Consider the following 16,190-nt stretch of genomic DNA (forward strand, 5'->3'; position numbering starts at 1 on the left):
CGTGACGGACCGTCATGTGCCGGTCGCGATCGTGGGTATGTCGGTGCTGCTGCCGGGCGCCGCCGACCTCGACGCGTACTGGCGGAATCTGCTGGGCGGCACGGACGCCATCAGTGAGGTGCCGGAGGGGCGGTGGGACGCGGACTACTACCGGCCGGGCTCCGCGAGCGGCCCGGCCGTCGCCGACCAGGTGTACTGCCGGCGCGGTGGTTTCGTGGACGAGCTGGCCGAGGTCGAGGTCACCCGGTTCGGCATCATGCCGAACTCGGTGCCCGGCACCGAGCCCGACCAGCTCATCGCCCTCCATGTGGCCGCCGCCGCCCTCGCCGACGCGGGCGGCGAGTCCCGCCTGCCCGACCGGCAGCGCGTCGGCGTCGTGCTCGGCCGGGGCGGCTATCTCACCCCCGGCCTGGTCCGCCTCGACCAGCGGGTCCGGACGGCGGGCCAACTCGTGCACACCCTGGGCGAACTCCTGCCCGACCTGGACCCCGGCCAACTCGACCGTATCCGCACCGCGTTCACCGAACGGCTCGGCCTCGACAGCCCCGAGTCGGTCATCGGTCTGGTCCCGAACCTCGCGGCATCCCGCGTCGCCAACCGCCTCGACCTGCGCGGCCCGGCCTACACGGTGGACGCGGCCTGCGCGTCCTCGCTGATCGCCGTGGACCAGGCGGTCGCCGAACTGGCTGCCGGGCGCTGTGACTTGATGCTCGCGGGCGGTGTCCACCACTGCCACGACATCACGCTGTGGAGCGTCTTCTCCCAGCTGCGCGCGCTCTCCCCGAGCCAGCGCATCCGCCCCTTCCACCGCGACGCCGACGGCATCCTGATCGGCGAGGGCACGGGAGTCGTCGTCCTGAAGCGCCTCGCCGACGCCGAGCGCGACGGCGACCGGATCTACGCCGTCATCCGCGGCACCGGTGTGTCCAGCGACGGCCGCGCCGCGAGTCTCGTCAACCCCGACTCGACCGGCCAGACCCACGCCGTACGACAGGCCTGGCGGGCGGCGGGACTCGACCCAGCGCTGCCTGGTTCGATCGGCCTCCTTGAGGCGCACGGCACGGCGACGCCCGCCGGTGACGCGGCCGAACTCGCCACGCTGGCGGAGGTGTTCGGCGACACGGGCACCGCCCACGGCCGTGCGGTCATCGGTTCGGTGAAGTCGATGATCGGCCACACGATGCCGGCCGCCGGAGTCGCCGGCCTGGTGAAGGCCGCGCTCGCCGTCCACCACGGCATGCTCCTTCCGACCCTGCACTGCGACGACCCGCACCCGGCCCTCGCGGCCACCCGGTTCCGCCCGCTGGAGCAGGCGGCCCCCTGGGAGACGACCCCCGAACACCCCATACGCCGGGCGGCGGTCAACGCGTTCGGGTTCGGCGGCATCAACGCGCATGTGGTGCTGGAAGAGGCGCCCGGGGCGCGCGCATCACGCTCGGCGGCCGCGGTCGCCGACGCACCGGAACGCCCGAACACCCGTGCCCGCACGGCCTCCGTGGAAGAACCGGAACGCGTCCTGACCCTCGCCGCCGACAGCCCCGAGGCCCTCGCCGCACTGCTGGACTCCGCCGACTCCACCCTCCTCTCTGCACCCAACACCCCTGCCACCACAGGCCGTTCGCGGCTCGGCATCGTCGCCCCGGACGCCAAGCGCCTCGCGCTGGCCCGCCGGGCGGTCGCCAAGGGCCGGGCGTGGCAAGGCCGTAGTGATGTGTGGTTCACGCCGAGCCCGCTCATCGGACCCGGCGCGGGCAAGCTGGCGTTCGTCTTCCCGGGCCTGGAGGGCGACTTCACACCCCGGGTCGAGGACGTGGCCGCGCACTTCGGCCTGCGTGAGACCCGGTCCGCGACTCCCGCGCAGGTGGGAGATGTCGGCCGTCACGGCTTCGATGTCGTCGGCGTCGGGCGGTTGTTGGACGCCGCGCTGCGCAGGATGGGCGTCGTCCCGGACGCCGTCGCCGGACACAGCGTCGGTGAGTGGACCGCGATGACAGCCGCCGGGGTGTACGCGCCGGACGAGGTCAGCGACTTCATGGAGGCGTTCGACCCCGACTCGGTGACGGTCCCCGGCCTGGCCTTCGGGGCGATCGGGGCCCCGGCCGAGCGCGTGCTGTCGGCACTCGCCGCCGACTGGCCGGACGCCGGGATCGTCCTCTCGCACGACAACGCGCCGGGCCAGTCGATGGTGTGCGGACCGGACCGAGCGGTGGACGCGTTCGTACGGTCCTTCCGTGCGCAGGGCGTCCTGAGCCAGGTCCTGCCATTCCGATCCGGCTTCCACACACCGATGTTGAAGCCCTACCTCGCTCCGATCGAAGAGGCCACGAACCGCTTCCGCCTCCACCCGCCGACGGTCCCCCTCTGGTCCGGGACCACGGCCGCGCCGTACCCCGCGGAGGAGTCGGCGGTACGCGCGCTCTTCATCCGCCACCTCCTGGAACCCGTGCGCTTCCGTCAGCTCGTCGAGGCCATGTACGCCGCCGGCCACCGCGCCTTCGTCCAGGTCGGCACGGGCCAGCTCGGCTCCCTCGTCGACGCCACCCTCAGCGGACGCGATCACCTGGTGGTGGCCGCCAACTCGCCCCACCGCTCCGGCCTGGCCCAACTTCGGCGCGTGGCAACAGCCCTGTGGTCGGCGGGCGGAGCGACAGACCCCGTGACACTGGCTCCCCAGAAGCTCTCGCCACGACGGGAGCGGCCCCCGACGCGGCTCGACATGGACGGCGCCCTCGTCTCCCTCGACACCCCGACCTTGGCGAGACTGCGGGCGGAACTACGCACACCGGCCACCGCCAACACCCCGGCCCTGGCCGCCCTTTCACCCCTGGACGCCCTCACCGACCGCTTCCCGGCCGCGGCCGAACTGCGCGCCCTCATGCGTGACACCGCCGACACGGCCGCCCAGCTCATCGGCGCGGGCAGCCGCCGTACCGCGAGGACCGCCCCCGCGCCGCGCATCGCGGCCGCGCCTCCCGCTCCCCCACGGGAGTGGCAGACCACGGTCCATGTCTCCCCCGAGTCCATGCCGTACCTCATGGACCACTGCTTCTTCCCGCAGCGCCCCGACTGGCCCGATGTGGCGGACCGTTGGCCGGTGGTGCCCGCGACCACGATCGTGCAGCACATCGTCGAGCTGGCGGAGCGGGCCGCCCCGGGGATGCGTGCGGTCGCCGTGCACGACGCGCGGTTCGACCGGTGGCTGACGGCGACACCATCGATCGACGTACCGGTACGGGTAGTCGCGGAAACCCCCGACCGCCTCGCCGTCTCCTTCGGTCCACATGCCCGCGGTGTGGTCGAACTGGCCCCCGCCCACGCCCCGTCGCCCGCACCGCACCCGCGCCCGGATCCGACCACCGAGCGCGTGCCCGACCACACCGCGGCCCATCTCTACGACGAGCGCTGGATGTTCCACGGCCCGGCGTTCCAGGGCGTCACCGAACTCACCGCGATCGGTGAGCGCCATGTACGCGGCATCATCACCACACCGCCCGCGCCCGGCGCCCTGCTCGACAACGTGGGCCAGATCCTGGGCTATTGGATCATGGCGACCCGCACGGAACGCACGGTCGTCTTCCCGGTCGGCATGCGCGAGATGCGTTTCTACGGCCCTCATCCGCGCCCCGGCATGGAGGTGGAGTGCCTGGTGCGGATCACCTCGCTCACCGACACCGTGCTCGAGGCCGACGTGCAGCTCACGGTCGACGGCGCGGTGTGGGCGGAGCTGACCGGCTGGCAGGACCGGCGCTTCGACAACGACCCGCAGACCAAACCGGTCGAGCGCTTCCCCGAGCGCAACACCCTGTCCGAGGCCCGCCCCGGCGGCCGGACCCTGCTCAACGAGCGCTGGCCCGACCTCGCCTCCCGTGACCTCATCATGCGCAACTCGCTGAGCGGCGTGGAGCGTTCGGAGTACGCGGAGCATCCGCCACGCGGGCGCAGGCAGTGGCTGCTGGGCCGGATCGCGGTCAAGGACGCGGTGCGGCAGTGGTTGTGGGGGCAGGGCGCCGGACCGGTCTTTCCGGCGGAGATCCGCGTCCACAACGACGAGTCGGGCCGCCCGTACGTCACCGGTCTGCACGGCAGGACCCTGCCCCCGCTGGACGTCTCGCTCGCCCATCGCGCCGAGGCGGCGGTCGCGATCGTACGGCCGCATGTGCCCGGTCCCGGCCCCGGGATCGACATCGAGGAGGTCGTGGACCGGCCCCCGGCCACCCTCGCCACCGCTCTCGGCGAGGAGGAACTCGCCCTGCTGCGGACCCGGTCGGCGGCCACCGGCGAGTCCGAGGCGCTGTGGTTCGCCCGCTTCTGGGCGGCGAAGGAAGCGGTGGCCAAGGCGGAGGGCACCGGCTTCCGGGGCCGGCCGCGTGACTTCGCCGTCTTCCACGTGGCCTCCGGGTCACGGCTGTTGGTGTCGGGGCGACTGGAACGCGCCTACACCGTGCACTACGAGCCGGCCGGCAATCCCCCCAGTCTGCCGGACAGGACCTACGTCGTGGCCTGGACGACGGGACCCGCGCACGAGGAGGAGTACGACCGATGACCCCCACCACCGAGGACACCGTCCTCGCCGATCTCACCGGCATGCTCACCACGCTCCTGGAGGACGAGTACGGCGTCGACGACGTCGAGATCACCATGACGACGACCTTCAACCGGGATCTGGAACTGGAGAGCATCGACCTGGTGACGCTGGCCGGACTGCTCCAGGAGCACTACGGCACGAAGGTCAACTTCGCCGAGTTCCTGGCCGGGATGGAGTTCGACGAGATCATCGAACTCACCGTCGGCCGGCTCGTGGAGTACGTCGTGCAGAGCCTCAAGGCAGCCGAGGCGGGCTGACCCATGGCGATGGTCGACACCGGTCAACTCCGGCTGCACGTGCAGCGGATGAGCCCGTCCGACGGCCGTCCGGTCACCGCCACGGCGGTGCTCGTGCACGGTCTGCTCACCGACAGCCTGGCCAGCTACTACTTCACCATCGCGCCGCCGTTCGCGCTCGCGGGCATCGACGTCGTCATGTACGACCTGCGCGGTCACGGCCGCAGCGGGCGCCCGGCCACGGGCTACACCCTCGACGACAACATCGACGACCTGGAGGCGCTGCTCGACCGCCTGGAGGTGACGGGTCCGGTCCATCTGGTCGGCAACTCCTATGGCGGGACGGTCGCGTTCGGCTACGCGGCCCGCCATCCGGAGCGGGCCGCCAGTGTCTCGCTCATCGAGTCGGAACCGGCGACCACGGCCTGGGCGCCGAAGCTCGGCGTCATCCTGGACCGTGTGCTGCACGAGCTGGCGCACAACGAGGACGACGCCATCGCCTGGATCAGCGCGAACCGCGGCCACAACACCGCCCGCCTCGCGAAGGGCGCCGCCCGCCTGGCCCGCGAGACCTCCGTCTCCCAGGACATCCCGGCCAGCGCTGTGCTGACGGAGGCCCAGATTCGCGCGGTGGACTGCCCGGTGCTCGGCATCTACGGCGGCGACTCCGACCTCGCCCTGCTCGCACCGTGGCTGGAGTCGACGCTGCCGGACTGCCGGACCGTGGTCGTCCCCGGCCATGAGCACTCCGTACTGGTCGAGGCGGCGGGCACCGTCGGCGGGCACATCCTCTCCCTGATCCAGGCGAGCACACCCGCGGCGGCGGTCCGGTGAGCCGGTTCCTGTTCGTCGTCCCGCCTTTGGTGGGCCACATCAACCCGGCCGCCGCCGTGGCCGCCGAACTGACCTCTCGTGGACACGAGTTGGCGTGGGCGTGCGCCGATCCCGCGCTCGTGCGACGGCTCGCGGACGAGACCGCGACCGTGTTCACGTGCGCGGGACCGGTGCCGGGCGACTGGGCGCGTCCGGCCGACATCCGTGGCCCGGAGGCGCTGAAGTTCCTGTGGGAACGCTTCCTGGCGCCGCTGGCCGTGGAGATGGCGCCGGGTGTCGAGGCGGCCGTGACGGAGTTCCGGCCCGACGTGGTCGTCGCCGATCAACAGGCCCTGGCCGGTGGGCTGGTGGCTGAGCGGCTGGGGGTGCCGTGGGCGACCTCGGCGACCACGACGGCCGAGTTCACCGACCCGCTGGCGGGTATGCCCAAGGTCACCGAGTGGCTGGACGGGCTGCTCGGCGAGCTGCGGGCCAGTGTCGGTGACCCGTCGGGCAGCGCGGACCCGCGCTTCTCCCCGCACCTGGTGCTGGCGTTCAGCACCCCCGAACTCGCAGGCACCGAGGCCCGGTTGGGCGACCCCATCCGGTGGGTGGGCCCGTCGATCGCCTCGCGTCCGGCCACGCCGGACTTCCCCTGGGACTGGCTGGACCCGTCACGTGCCACGGTCCTGGTGAGCCTCGGCACCGCCAACACGGACGTGGGAGCGCGCTTCCTCACCGAGTGCGTGACGGCACTACGGGCCCGAACCGACCGCGTCCAGGCGGTGATCGCCGATCCGGGCCGGACCCTGGGCACACCCGACGGACAGGACAAGGACCTGCTGATCCTCCCGTCCGTGCCCCAACTCCCGCTTCTCGAAAGGGTCGACGCGGTCGTCTGCCATGCCGGGCACAACACGGTCTGCGAGGCCCTCTGGCACGGCGTCCCCCTCGTCGTCGCCCCGATCCGCGACGACCAGCCCGTCGTGGCCGCCCAAGTCACCGGCGCCGGTGCGGGAGTCCGGGTCCGCTTCGGCCGGGTGACGGCCACCCGACTCGGCGCGGCGCTGGACGCCGTACTCCACGAACCCGCGTACCGCGCCGCCGCCGACCGCGTCCGTGCCGCGTTCCGCGCGGCCGGCGGCACCCGCACCGCGGCGGACCACCTGGAGCGGCTGGCAGCCGGCGCGTCCCTCAAGGAGGACCAGTGAGCAACGAGCCCGTGAGCAAAGAGCCGCAGACCGCACCGCCGAGCCGCACCGAGCAGATCACCGCCCTGCGCCCCGCCTACCAGGCCGACCTGGCCGAGGGGTTGGACCGGTTCTTCGAACCCCGGCGCGAGACCTGCCCGTGGTGCGACTCGTCCCGGCTCCGGACCAGACTGCGCACCAAGGACCTGATCCAACACAAGCCGGGCACGTTCGAGTTGGACCAGTGCCAGGACTGCCGGCACACGTTCCAGAACCCCCGACTGAGCCCGGCCGGGCTGGAGTTCTACTACCGGGACTTCTACGACGGCCTGGGCGAGAAGCAGTTGGGCAACACGTTCGCTGCCCGTACCAAGATGTACGAGCAGCGCGCGCAGTCACTGCTCCCGCACTCGCCGGCTCCCAAGAACTGGCTGGACGTCGGAACGGGCCACGGCCACTTCTGCGAGTCGGCCCGCACGGTCTACCCCGACACCACCTTCGACGGCCTCGACTTCACGGACGGCGCCGAACTCGCCGAGCAGGCGGGCCGGGTGGAGCGCGGCTACCGGGGCAGCTTCCCGGAGTTGGCCCCGGGTCTCGCGGGCCACTACGACGTCGTCAGCATGTTCCACTACCTGGAGCACAGCACCGAGCCCGAGCGCGAACTCGCCGCCGCCCACCAGGCCGTGCGCCCCGGCGGCCACCTCCTGATCGAGGTCCCGGACCCCGACAGCCGCTACTCCCGGCTCCTCGGCCGCTGGTGGCTGCCGTGGCTCCAGCCGCAGCACCTGCACTTCATCCCGGTCGAGAACCTGCGCAGCCGCCTCACCGACCTCGGTTTCACCGTCGTGGCCGAACAGCACGCGGAACCCCACGACCCGGTCGACCTCCTGGCCGGCACCTGGCTGGCCCTGGACACGGCCGCGCCCCGCGACAACCTCCCGTGGCTGCCGAAGCCGCCGTCGGGGTTGGCTCGTACGGGCCGTGCGGCGGTGCTGATCGCGGGCATCCCTGCGCTGCTCCTCGGAACCCTCCTGGACCGGTTCGTCGTGAAGCCGCTGTCGCACCGGCTGGGGGTGTCGAACGCGTACCGGCTGGTGGCGCGACGGGACTGAGCCCGCTCGCTCAGGGACTCGATCGGTCCCGTTCCGCCAGGACGCGGGCGCCGGTACCGGCCGACCCCCATTGAATGATTCATTCACCGCGTCTAGCATCACTTGGTGATTCCATCAATTCCCGTCTGACTTTCGCTCGTTGACAGCGAGCGTGACGGGGGGCGTGGCGACGGCGAGCGGCCGCGGCCCGGTTCCGGGGGCTCCGGCCGCTCGTCCAACCGGTCTCGACTCAGCTCGCGGTACGGCGGATTCGCCCCTCGTACCGCTTCTCCAGCTCCAGATTGCCCTCGAAGCCGCCGGGCACATTGGCCGAGACGTACACGGGCGGGCGCTCCCCCGAGGCGATCAGCCGGGCCGCCGCCTCCGCGACCGACAGCTGGACGAGCATCGCGCCGGTGAGCGTGGACAGGGCGCACACGGCACCCCCCGTGGGGAGTTCGAGGAGGGCGTCGCCGCGCGGGGCCGCGTTGTCGAGGACGACGTCGGCGAGGTCGGCGAGCTTCTTGCCGCTCGGGTGACCGGCGGGGACGGCCCGGGTGTGGGCGAGCGAGGTGATGGCCAGCAGGCGGTGACCGCGCTCCTTCACCCGCAGGGCCATCTCCACGATCACCTTGTTCACACCGGAGTTGGAGATGATCACGAAGAGGTCCTCGGGGCGGGGCGCGGCGAGGTCGTAGAGGCGGTCGGCGATGCCGGCCCGGCGCTCCAGCAGCGGGTCGTCGAGGAGGCTCGGGGCGTCACCGCCGTAGAGGACGAGGTCGGCGACGCTGAGGCGGTTGGTGGGCACCAGACCGCCGGCGCGGCCCGCGAGTTCGAGGACCATGGCCTGGGAGTGGCCGGTGCCGAAGGCCTGGACGACGCCGTCGGTGCGGACGCAGTCCGCGATCAGTTCGGCGGCGCGGGACACGGTGTCGCGGCTGGACTCGGTGATGCGCTGGAGGACGGCCAGGCTCTCCCGCGCGAAGGTCTCGGCGCTCACGGACTCGGCGGACACGCGACACTCCCCACCGGTGGATCAAACCACCTGTTCCATCTAGACCAATGAATCAATAAATCACATGCGGTCCTGGTATTCAATCGATGGCCTGTGGGGTGGCTGATACCTTCTCCGCATGCCCTCGACGGACGTCACCACCCTGATCCGCACCGAGCTGCCCCGGCTGGCCGGCTCGCTGCGGAAGGTCGGCGAGCTGATCCTGGAGGATCCTGCCGCCGTCACCCACTGCTCGGCCGCCGAGCTCGGCCGCCGCACCGGTACGTCACAGGCGACGGTGACGCGGTTCTGCCGGGCGGTCGGCCTCGACTCGTACCAGCATCTGCTGATCGAGCTGGCCCAGGAGCGCGGTCGCGGCGAGGTCTCCGACTGGGGCACCGCGGAGATCGGCCCGGACATCTCCCCGGACGACGATCTCGAACGGGTCGTGCAGGTCGTGGGCAGCGCGGACCTCCGCGCGGTGCAGCAGACGATCGACCGGATCGACCTCGACGCGGTGGAGCGCGCGGCCACCGCCGCCGCCCGCGCCCGCCGGATCGACGTCTACGGCATCGGCGGCAGCGGGGCGATCGCGCAGGAGACCGAGACCCGGCTCTTCCGCATCGGCTGCGCGGTGCGCGGCTGGACCGAGGTGCACGCGGCCGCCACCTCCGCCGCCCTGCTCACCCCGGCGGACGTGGCGGTCGGCATCTCCCAGTCCGGTTCGACCCGCGAGACCATCGAGCCCTTCGAGCTGGCCAAGGAGCGCGGCGCCACCACCATCGCCCTCACCTCCGACCCGCGCTCCCCGCTCGCCCGCGCCGCCGACATCCGGCTCATCTCCTCGTCCTCCGCGACGAGTTTCCCCACCGGCATCATCGGCGCCCGCCACTCCGTCCTGGTCCTCATCGACTGTCTCTACGTTCGTATCGCGCAGCTCTCCTACCAGCGCGCGAGCGCCTCTCTCGCCCTGACCGACCACATCGCCGGGGAGCACACGGTGAAGTCCCGCAGGGGCCGGTGATCCCGGCCGGGCCTCCGGCAGGAGACCCATGCGCGTCACCGCCGCCCTGTCGGCCCGAGTTGTCCGTGGGCGAGGCGGGCGAGGGCGACCGCGCCGCGGCAGCCGTCCGGTACCCAGTCGAGGGTGAGGCCGAGGGTGTGGAGGCGGGCGGCGAGGGGGGCGGTCAACGGGCCTTCGGGGCCCAGCAGTCCGCCGGTGGCGACGACGCGCTCGCCGGGGTGCGGCTCCAACGCCCGGACGGTGGCGGCGAGTTGGGCCGCCGCCTCGTCGAGGATCCCTTCCGCCACGGTGTCCCTCTTCCCGGCCGCCTCGACGACCAGAGGGGCGAACCGGGCCAGGCGGACGGGGAGTTCGGCCATCACGGCGGGGAGGACGTGCATGCGGTAGGCCTCGCGGTGGGCACGGGTCCAGTCGCCGTCGCCGGGCAGTTCCTCGGCCGGAACCCCGAGTGCCCGTCCGACGGACCCGGCCAGCACGGTCGTAGGGCCGCGGCCGTCCGCCATGCGGAGGGCCGCGCGGACCGCGCTGCGGCCGATCCAGAAGCCGCTGCCGTCGTCGCCGAGGAGCCAGCCGCCGCCGTCGACGCTGGTCGTGGTGCGCCGGTCGGTGATGCGCAGGGCGACCGCGCCGGTGCCGGCGACCAGGGCGAGGCCGTCGGCCGGGGTGCCGGGGGCGGAGGCGAAGGCCGCCTCGATGTCGCTGCAGACGCGGAGCCGGTCGGCGGGGATGCCGAGGCGGTCCAGCGCGGCCGTGAGGGCGGTACGGGCGTTGACGTGTCCCGGGTCCTCGGCGAAGGCGGCCGTGGCGCCCGCGAAGCCGCCGGACACGGCGACCACCCGGGTGCGCATCGCCTCGGGGACGGCTTGGCCGATCGCCTCGGCCAGGTGGTCGGTGAGGCGCGGCACCGGCACGGTCAGCGCGTTCCCGGGACCGGCCGCGCCCTCACCGAGGTGGCGGCCGTCCTCGGCGGCGGCGAGGACGGCGCGGGTGCGAGTGCCTCCGGCATCGAGGCCGATCACCCATTCCTGGTTCACATCACTCCTCATCCCTGACCATGGTGGCTGATGGCACGATCAGCCGAAAGTCAACAAAACGATGGATTGTTGATTCAGGTAATGAACTGGAATGAACTGGAGTGGCGCGGGCTCCGCGCGGGGATGACACAGAGGACTGGCCCGGGGCCGGGACAGGTGATGCGGGTGCGTGTTCCCCCACGCCCCACCCGCACCGCACGCCGCGACCACCGTGCCATTCACGCCATGTATGCCGTCCGCGTCGCCCACCCGCCCGCGCGCCTTCCGCTTCCGGACACCGCGGCGTCATACCGGAGGGGAACGTTTCGCCTCGTGTCCCTGCTTCCGCTCGAAGACATCCCCGGGCCGCTCCCCGCCTCCACCGCCGGCCCCGCTCCCACCCCTGCCCCCGTCCCCTTCCGCCTCCCTTCCGCGGCGCGCCTCGTCACCAAGGTGCTGACCCTGCTGCCCCTGCTGATGATCGCGGTGTGGGCGGCGGTCGACTGGCATGCCATGTACGACGGCACGACCCGGCTCGCCTCAGCCGACCCCTGGTGGCTGCTGGCCGCGTTCTTCTTCACCTGCCTCGGCTGGGGCACCGCCGCCCTGGTCCGCCAGGGTGCCGTGCCGGAACGGCTGCCGACCGGGCTGCTGATCGCCTCGCAGTTCGCCGCCGGTGCCGCCAACCACGCCCTTCCGGCCAGCATCGGCGCCCACGCCGTCACGCTGCGCTTCCTCCAGGGCCGCGGCATCCCGCTCGCCCGCGCGACCGCCTCCCTCGCCCTGTACTCCCTGGTCAGGCCGATCGCGAAGACGCTCGTGCTGCTCGTGTTCCTGGTGTCCTTCCCCGAGATCCTGCGCTCCGGCCAACTCGTGCCCCAGGGCTGGTCGTTGGTGCTCGCCTTCGGCGGTATGGGTGCCGCGCTCGTCACGGCCGCCCTGCTCCTGGCCGTCGTACGTCCGCTGCGCCGCCCGGTGCTCCGCTGCTTCCGCACCGCCCTGACCGACGTACGGCAGCTGCACACCATGCCCAGCCGCATCCTCGCCCTGTGGGGCGGGGCCGCCGCCGCGCCGGTGCTGCAGGCGACGGTGATCTTCTCGGTCGGCGCCTCGCTCGGCATGCCGCTGTCCTGGCCGCAGGTCGTCCTCGCGTTCCTCGCCGCGAGCACGGCGGTCGGCGCGGTTCCGGCACCCGGCGGCATCGGTCCGGTGGACGCGGCGACGGTGTTCACGATGGTCGCGTTCGGCGCCCCCATGGAACTGGCCACGGCGAGCGTGATCGGCTACCGGGTCCTGACGGTGTGGGTGCCGTTGCTGCCGGGGGCGTTGATGCTGTCGGCGCTGGTGCACCGGAAGGTGCTGTGACCGGAATCCCCTTGTCCACCGAAATCCCCCTGTCCGTCGAAATCCCCTGGTTCATCGAAATCCTGTTGCTCGGCGAAATCCCGTTGTACGGCAGCCCGTTGCACGTCTAACGTCGCCGCTCGACGGCGTGTAGCTCAGCAGCAGAGCACCGGGCTTTTCTCCCGGAGGGCGCAGGGGCAGGACCTGCCGCGCCGGCTTATGGACGACAACGCTGACCAGCAGCACCTCACCGCGGCCCCCGGCTATGCCCAGGGCCAGTTGGCCAAGGCCTTCACGACCGCGCTCACCCACCAGGACGCCGACACCCGCCGCCGCGCGGAGGGCCGTGTGAAGCGTTGGCGTGCCGTGCTCGCGGGGATGAGCGGCGGCCTGCTCACGATCGGTTCGCGCACGCCGGTGACCGGGTTCCCCGCCTGGGTCACCCCCGAGGTGGTGCACGGCGGCTTCGCCACGGGCACCCCGGGCGCGGGCGGCCCGTTCCAGCCGTACGAGACGCGGCTCGCGGAGCAGTTCGGTGTGCCCGCGGACCGGCGGGCGCTGTTCGCGCACTGCCTCACCGACACCGGACTCACCTGGCTGTGGGGGCAGTTGAACAGCGGCCGGTACGAGGTGACCGTGCCCGAGGAGGGCGCCCTGCTCACCATGGCGTGGCTGGTCCGGCACGGGGAGACGGCCGCCGCCCTGGACCTGGTCGCGGAGTTGGCGCCGTTCGCGGGTCGACTCCGGTTCCTGCCCCGCCCGTCGAGCGGTCGGCCCGCGCCGGACGCCGGCGACGCGCTGCACCGCCGTAGCGTCGCCGCCACCGTGGCGACGCTGGCCCGGCGGCGCCCCAACGCGGCCGTGGAGACACAGCGCGAGGCACTCGCCGTATGGCAGCCGTTCGGGGACGAGCTGCTCGCGCACTGGCTGGAGACGGCGGGCACGGAGGGCGGCGCGGTGCTCGAACTCGCCCCGGACGCGGACTGGTTGGCCCGCGGTGCCGCCCTGTTGGACCGGTACGGGCTGCTGGCCGAGCAGCACACCCGCTGCGGGAAGCACCGCAGGCCCAAGGAGAACCTGGCGATTCTGCGCGGGGCGCTGGAGGAGACCGTCGCCGGGCGGCCGTTGGACCCGCGGCGGCTCGGGCTGCTGAGGCACGCCGTCACGTCGATGGTGCGGCGGCGCGGCCTGCCGGGTTCGGCGCGGCACACGGGACTGCGCCGCGCCCAGCGGACCCAGGCCGCGCTTCCCTCTCACCACGCCCTCGCGCAAGTGGTGGTGGGCCGCCTTGCCGCACTCCCCCAGGAATCGGGTATCGCCGACCTCACCCCCGTCCTCGCGCCCGTCTCCGAGCGGGAGGAGCGGGACACGGGCCTGCCCACCGGGGCCGAACTCCCGCCCGCGCTACGGCGGGTGGTCGAGCGGGCGCTGAGCGCACCGGTGTCCACCCTCGTGGAGCGCGGAGTTGTCCCCTCGGCGGAGGTACTGGCCGCCCTGGTACCGCAGTTGGTCGCCGTCACCACCGCGCGCAGCTACGACGACGAGGCGCTGCGGACACTGATGGCCGCGAGCTACCGGGCGTTCCGCAACCGCCGTTCGCTGCTCCTGCTCAACCTGGAGCGGCAGGTCCGGATCGAGGAACTGCCCTGGGTCCGCGCGGTGTCCGCCCGCCGCGGCGACACCACAGCCGAAGCGGCCCTGCTGCTACGGCAGTTGGGCGAGCTGGCGGTGCGGGGGTTCCCGGGCACGATCCTGCCCAACCCGCTCGTACGCGAACTCGGCGTGCTCGCCCGGCAGTCGGAGCTGGGCGCACCGCTCGTGGAGGAGCTGGCGGCGGACATCTTCATGGACGCGTTCGGCCCCAAGTTCCTTGTGGCGGCCGGAATCGCGGGCGAGCTGCTCGGCGGTTCGGTGTACGAGCGGTACTACGGCATCGACTACGCGGCGGTCCGTGAGCTGGCGATCGCCGAGGCGGGCGGGGCAGCGGGGCGACCGGAGAAGGCCGGGTCCGTCGCGGCCCGGACGTCGCCGGGGTTCATGCGGCTGTGCGCGGAGCGGACGGCGTCGGCGTCCTCGGCCCCGGCGGGGTCGTCCGGTGTCTCGCGCGGGTTCGGGGTGGCGGCCAACGGCAAGGTGATCGAGCAGTCCCAGATCCTCACCACGCACAACCTGGCCACACTGGTCCACCGGGTCGGCATCGCCCCCGAGCCGGGCTGGGCCGAGCCGGCCCGCCGGGCTTTCGGCACCGTGTGCCGGCTCACGGCCCGCGTGCACCACAACGCGAGGCCGTACTCCACGATCAAGGACGCGGCGTACGCGTGGCGGCAGTCGGTGTTCCACCTGTCGCTCTGCGCGCCCGCCGAACAGCGCGGTGTGCTGGCCGACTTGGGCGCGGAGGCGGCCCGGCAGCCCGCCCACGTCGCGGCACGGCTCGCACCCGCGCTGGCCGGGCTACGGCTGGTCGTGGAGGGCGGCGCGTTCGACCCCGACGGCACGGCGGACGGTGGGCGGGCGCGGCGGTTGCTCGGCTGGACGACGGACGGTCACTGGCTGGCGGCGGACCCGACTGCCGTAGAAGCAAAGGGCAGTTGAGAGAGCCCGGCTCTGCCCTAGTTCTCCTCCGGTGACCGCGCCGCCCGCACCGCCGCCTCCGTCAGAGTCGTGGCCGTGCGGACCGCGCTGGCGACGGCCTCGTCCGGGGGGAGGTCCAGCAGGTCGGTGAGGGTGAAGAGGGCGTCCGCGCCCATGACCACCGCGAGGCTCCGCTTGAGCTGGGTGAGCGCGTCCGGGTCGGTCGTCCCGAGGGTGGCCGCGAGGGGCGAGAGGGCGTGGTCGATGAGGCCGAAGCGGATGCCGGGTCTCATGTTCGCCGTGTCCGGGCGGACGATCGTCGCGGCCATCATCGCGCGCACCCCGCCCTGGCGGGCCAGTATGCCGCGGAGCAGGAACTCGCAGGCGAACGCGATCCGTTCGACCGGATCGCGGGAGTCGGCGACCGGGCCGAGCGCGTCGACCGGGTCGGGCCAGACGCCCGCGAGCGCCTCGCCGATCAGGGACGGCAGGTCGGGGAAGTAGCGGTACGCGGTGGCCTCGGAGACCAGGGCCGCGCGGGCGACCTCGGGCATGGTCACCTCGCTGCCCGAGCCGATCAGGCCACGGGCCGCTTCGACGATCGCCGTACGGGTGCGCTTCTTCTGGTTGCTGCGGCCCGTGTCCGTCTGTGCTGTCGCCATCGGTGCGTCACTCCCCGTATCCGTTCGTCGTCGCCGTCCGTCCCGCCGACTTTATCACGCCCGGCTCTCGTCATGAGAGTTCACTTGCATAACGAGAGTTGCGGGCCTAGGGTCCGAGGGGTCACAACGTGCCGCGAACACAAGGGAGTCGGCGATGAACGAGGTGTCCAACGAGGTGTCCGTGGTCGGTCCCGACGACGGCGAGACGATCCACCTGGGCCCGGTCACCATGCGCATCCTGGAGGACGGCAGCACCACCGGCCACCGTCTCGGCATCGGCGAGATCACCCTCGCCCCGCACACCGAGGGCCCGCCCCAGCACCGGCACGCCCAGCACGACGAGGGCTTCTACGTCGTCTCGGGCACCGTGCACTTCACCATCGGCGAGACCGTGCACATCGCCCCGGCCGGCACCCTCGCGATGATTCCGCCGGGCGCCCCGCACACCTTCGCCAACCCCGGTGACGAACCCGCGGTGATGATCAACACCTTCACGCCCGACCTGTACGTGCGGTACTTCCGCGATCTGCGGGACATGATCGCGGGCGGCCGGGAACTCGACGCCGAGTCGACGATCAAGGTGATGAGCCGGTACGCCACGGTCCCCTCGACCGACTTCGCCTGAACCAGGCCGAGTTGAGGGGACCGCAGCCGGAGAGTCCGT

Annotated in this window: 12 protein-coding genes and 1 tRNA gene; 10 read left to right on the forward strand and 3 right to left on the reverse strand. The window is 72.6% G+C overall.

Annotated features, from left to right (window positions below; all coding sequences use genetic code 11):
- Position 1: 1 nt before the first annotated feature.
- From OHT77_RS10795 to OHT77_RS10815, 5 genes are read left to right on the forward strand one after another with little or no spacing between them, the layout of a single operon-like run.
- The gene (locus OHT77_RS10795; RefSeq protein WP_328828000.1) at positions 2-4,543 is read left to right on the forward strand and encodes a polyketide synthase; all 4,542 of its coding nucleotides are present in this window, start codon (positions 2-4) and stop codon (positions 4,541-4,543) included.
- Positions 4,540-4,842, forward strand: coding sequence for an acyl carrier protein (locus OHT77_RS10800; RefSeq protein ID WP_327400548.1), 303 nt, complete (start codon positions 4,540-4,542; stop codon positions 4,840-4,842). The genes OHT77_RS10795 and OHT77_RS10800 overlap by 4 nt, the downstream gene beginning before the upstream one ends.
- A 3-nt stretch (positions 4,843-4,845) precedes the next feature.
- Positions 4,846-5,655, forward strand: a complete 810-nt coding sequence (locus tag OHT77_RS10805; RefSeq protein ID WP_328828002.1) for an alpha/beta fold hydrolase — start codon at positions 4,846-4,848, stop codon at positions 5,653-5,655.
- Positions 5,652-6,845 (forward strand): glycosyltransferase, encoded by a 1,194-nt coding sequence (locus tag OHT77_RS10810; protein WP_328828004.1) that lies wholly within the window; start codon positions 5,652-5,654, stop codon positions 6,843-6,845. Before OHT77_RS10805 ends, OHT77_RS10810 begins: the two co-directional genes overlap by 4 nt.
- Positions 6,842-7,939, forward strand: coding sequence for a class I SAM-dependent methyltransferase (locus tag OHT77_RS10815; RefSeq protein WP_328828005.1), 1,098 nt, complete (start codon positions 6,842-6,844; stop codon positions 7,937-7,939). The genes OHT77_RS10810 and OHT77_RS10815 overlap by 4 nt, the downstream gene beginning before the upstream one ends.
- 229 nt (positions 7,940-8,168) lie before the next feature.
- On the opposite strand, the gene OHT77_RS10820 is transcribed toward OHT77_RS10815, so the two are convergent.
- The gene (locus tag OHT77_RS10820) at positions 8,169-8,933 is read right to left on the reverse strand and encodes an SIS domain-containing protein (RefSeq protein WP_328828006.1); all 765 of its coding nucleotides are present in this window, start codon (positions 8,931-8,933) and stop codon (positions 8,169-8,171) included.
- A gap of 118 nt (positions 8,934-9,051) precedes the next feature.
- Between OHT77_RS10820 and OHT77_RS10825 the strand changes: the two genes are divergently transcribed.
- Complete coding sequence (locus OHT77_RS10825; RefSeq protein WP_328828007.1) at positions 9,052-9,936, forward strand: MurR/RpiR family transcriptional regulator; 885 nt, start codon at positions 9,052-9,054, stop codon at positions 9,934-9,936.
- 35 nt (positions 9,937-9,971) lie between these two features.
- On the opposite strand, the gene OHT77_RS10830 is transcribed toward OHT77_RS10825, so the two are convergent.
- A complete protein-coding gene (locus OHT77_RS10830; protein ID WP_328828008.1) occupies positions 9,972-10,982 on the reverse strand; it encodes an N-acetylglucosamine kinase in 1,011 nt (336 codons plus the stop codon).
- 300 nt (positions 10,983-11,282) lie between these two features.
- Between OHT77_RS10830 and OHT77_RS10835 the strand changes: the two genes are divergently transcribed.
- From OHT77_RS10835 to OHT77_RS10845, 3 genes are all read left to right on the forward strand, one after another.
- The gene (locus OHT77_RS10835; RefSeq protein WP_328828010.1) at positions 11,283-12,314 is read left to right on the forward strand and encodes a lysylphosphatidylglycerol synthase transmembrane domain-containing protein; all 1,032 of its coding nucleotides are present in this window, start codon (positions 11,283-11,285) and stop codon (positions 12,312-12,314) included.
- A gap of 123 nt (positions 12,315-12,437) precedes the next feature.
- Positions 12,438-12,509 (forward strand) — tRNA-Lys (locus OHT77_RS10840).
- Positions 12,510-12,512: 3 nt separating this feature from the next.
- A complete protein-coding gene (locus tag OHT77_RS10845) occupies positions 12,513-14,885 on the forward strand; it encodes a hypothetical protein (RefSeq protein ID WP_328828011.1) in 2,373 nt (790 codons plus the stop codon).
- A 17-nt stretch (positions 14,886-14,902) separates the two neighbouring features.
- Here OHT77_RS10845 and OHT77_RS10850 read toward each other — a convergent pair whose 3' ends face one another.
- Positions 14,903-15,526 (reverse strand): TetR/AcrR family transcriptional regulator, encoded by a 624-nt coding sequence (locus OHT77_RS10850; RefSeq protein ID WP_328828013.1) that lies wholly within the window; start codon positions 15,524-15,526, stop codon positions 14,903-14,905.
- A gap of 154 nt (positions 15,527-15,680) precedes the next feature.
- Between OHT77_RS10850 and OHT77_RS10855 the strand changes: the two genes are divergently transcribed.
- Positions 15,681-16,151 (forward strand): cupin domain-containing protein, encoded by a 471-nt coding sequence (locus tag OHT77_RS10855; RefSeq protein WP_328828014.1) that lies wholly within the window; start codon positions 15,681-15,683, stop codon positions 16,149-16,151.
- Positions 16,152-16,190 lie beyond the last annotated feature (39 nt).

The sequence above is a fragment of the Streptomyces sp. NBC_00252 genome (assembly GCF_036187565.1).
Classification (GTDB): Bacteria; Actinomycetota; Actinomycetes; order Streptomycetales; family Streptomycetaceae; genus Streptomyces.

Bases quoted from the DNA above. Each gene is read 5' to 3' on its own strand.
- OHT77_RS10800 (WP_327400548.1), top strand. From the start codon at position 4,540: ATGACCCCCACCACCGAGGACACCGTCCTCGCCGATCTCACCGGCATG.
- OHT77_RS10805 (WP_328828002.1), top strand. From the start codon at position 4,846: ATGGCGATGGTCGACACCGGTCAACTCCGGCTGCACGTGCAGCGGATG.
- OHT77_RS10825 (WP_328828007.1), top strand. From the start codon at position 9,052: ATGCCCTCGACGGACGTCACCACCCTGATCCGCACCGAGCTGCCCCGG.
- OHT77_RS10830 (WP_328828008.1), bottom strand. From the start codon at position 10,982: ATGAGGAGTGATGTGAACCAGGAATGGGTGATCGGCCTCGATGCCGGA.
- OHT77_RS10845 (WP_328828011.1), top strand. From the start codon at position 12,513: ATGGACGACAACGCTGACCAGCAGCACCTCACCGCGGCCCCCGGCTAT.
- OHT77_RS10850 (WP_328828013.1), bottom strand. From the start codon at position 15,526: ATGGCGACAGCACAGACGGACACGGGCCGCAGCAACCAGAAGAAGCGC.
- OHT77_RS10855 (WP_328828014.1), top strand. From the start codon at position 15,681: ATGAACGAGGTGTCCAACGAGGTGTCCGTGGTCGGTCCCGACGACGGC.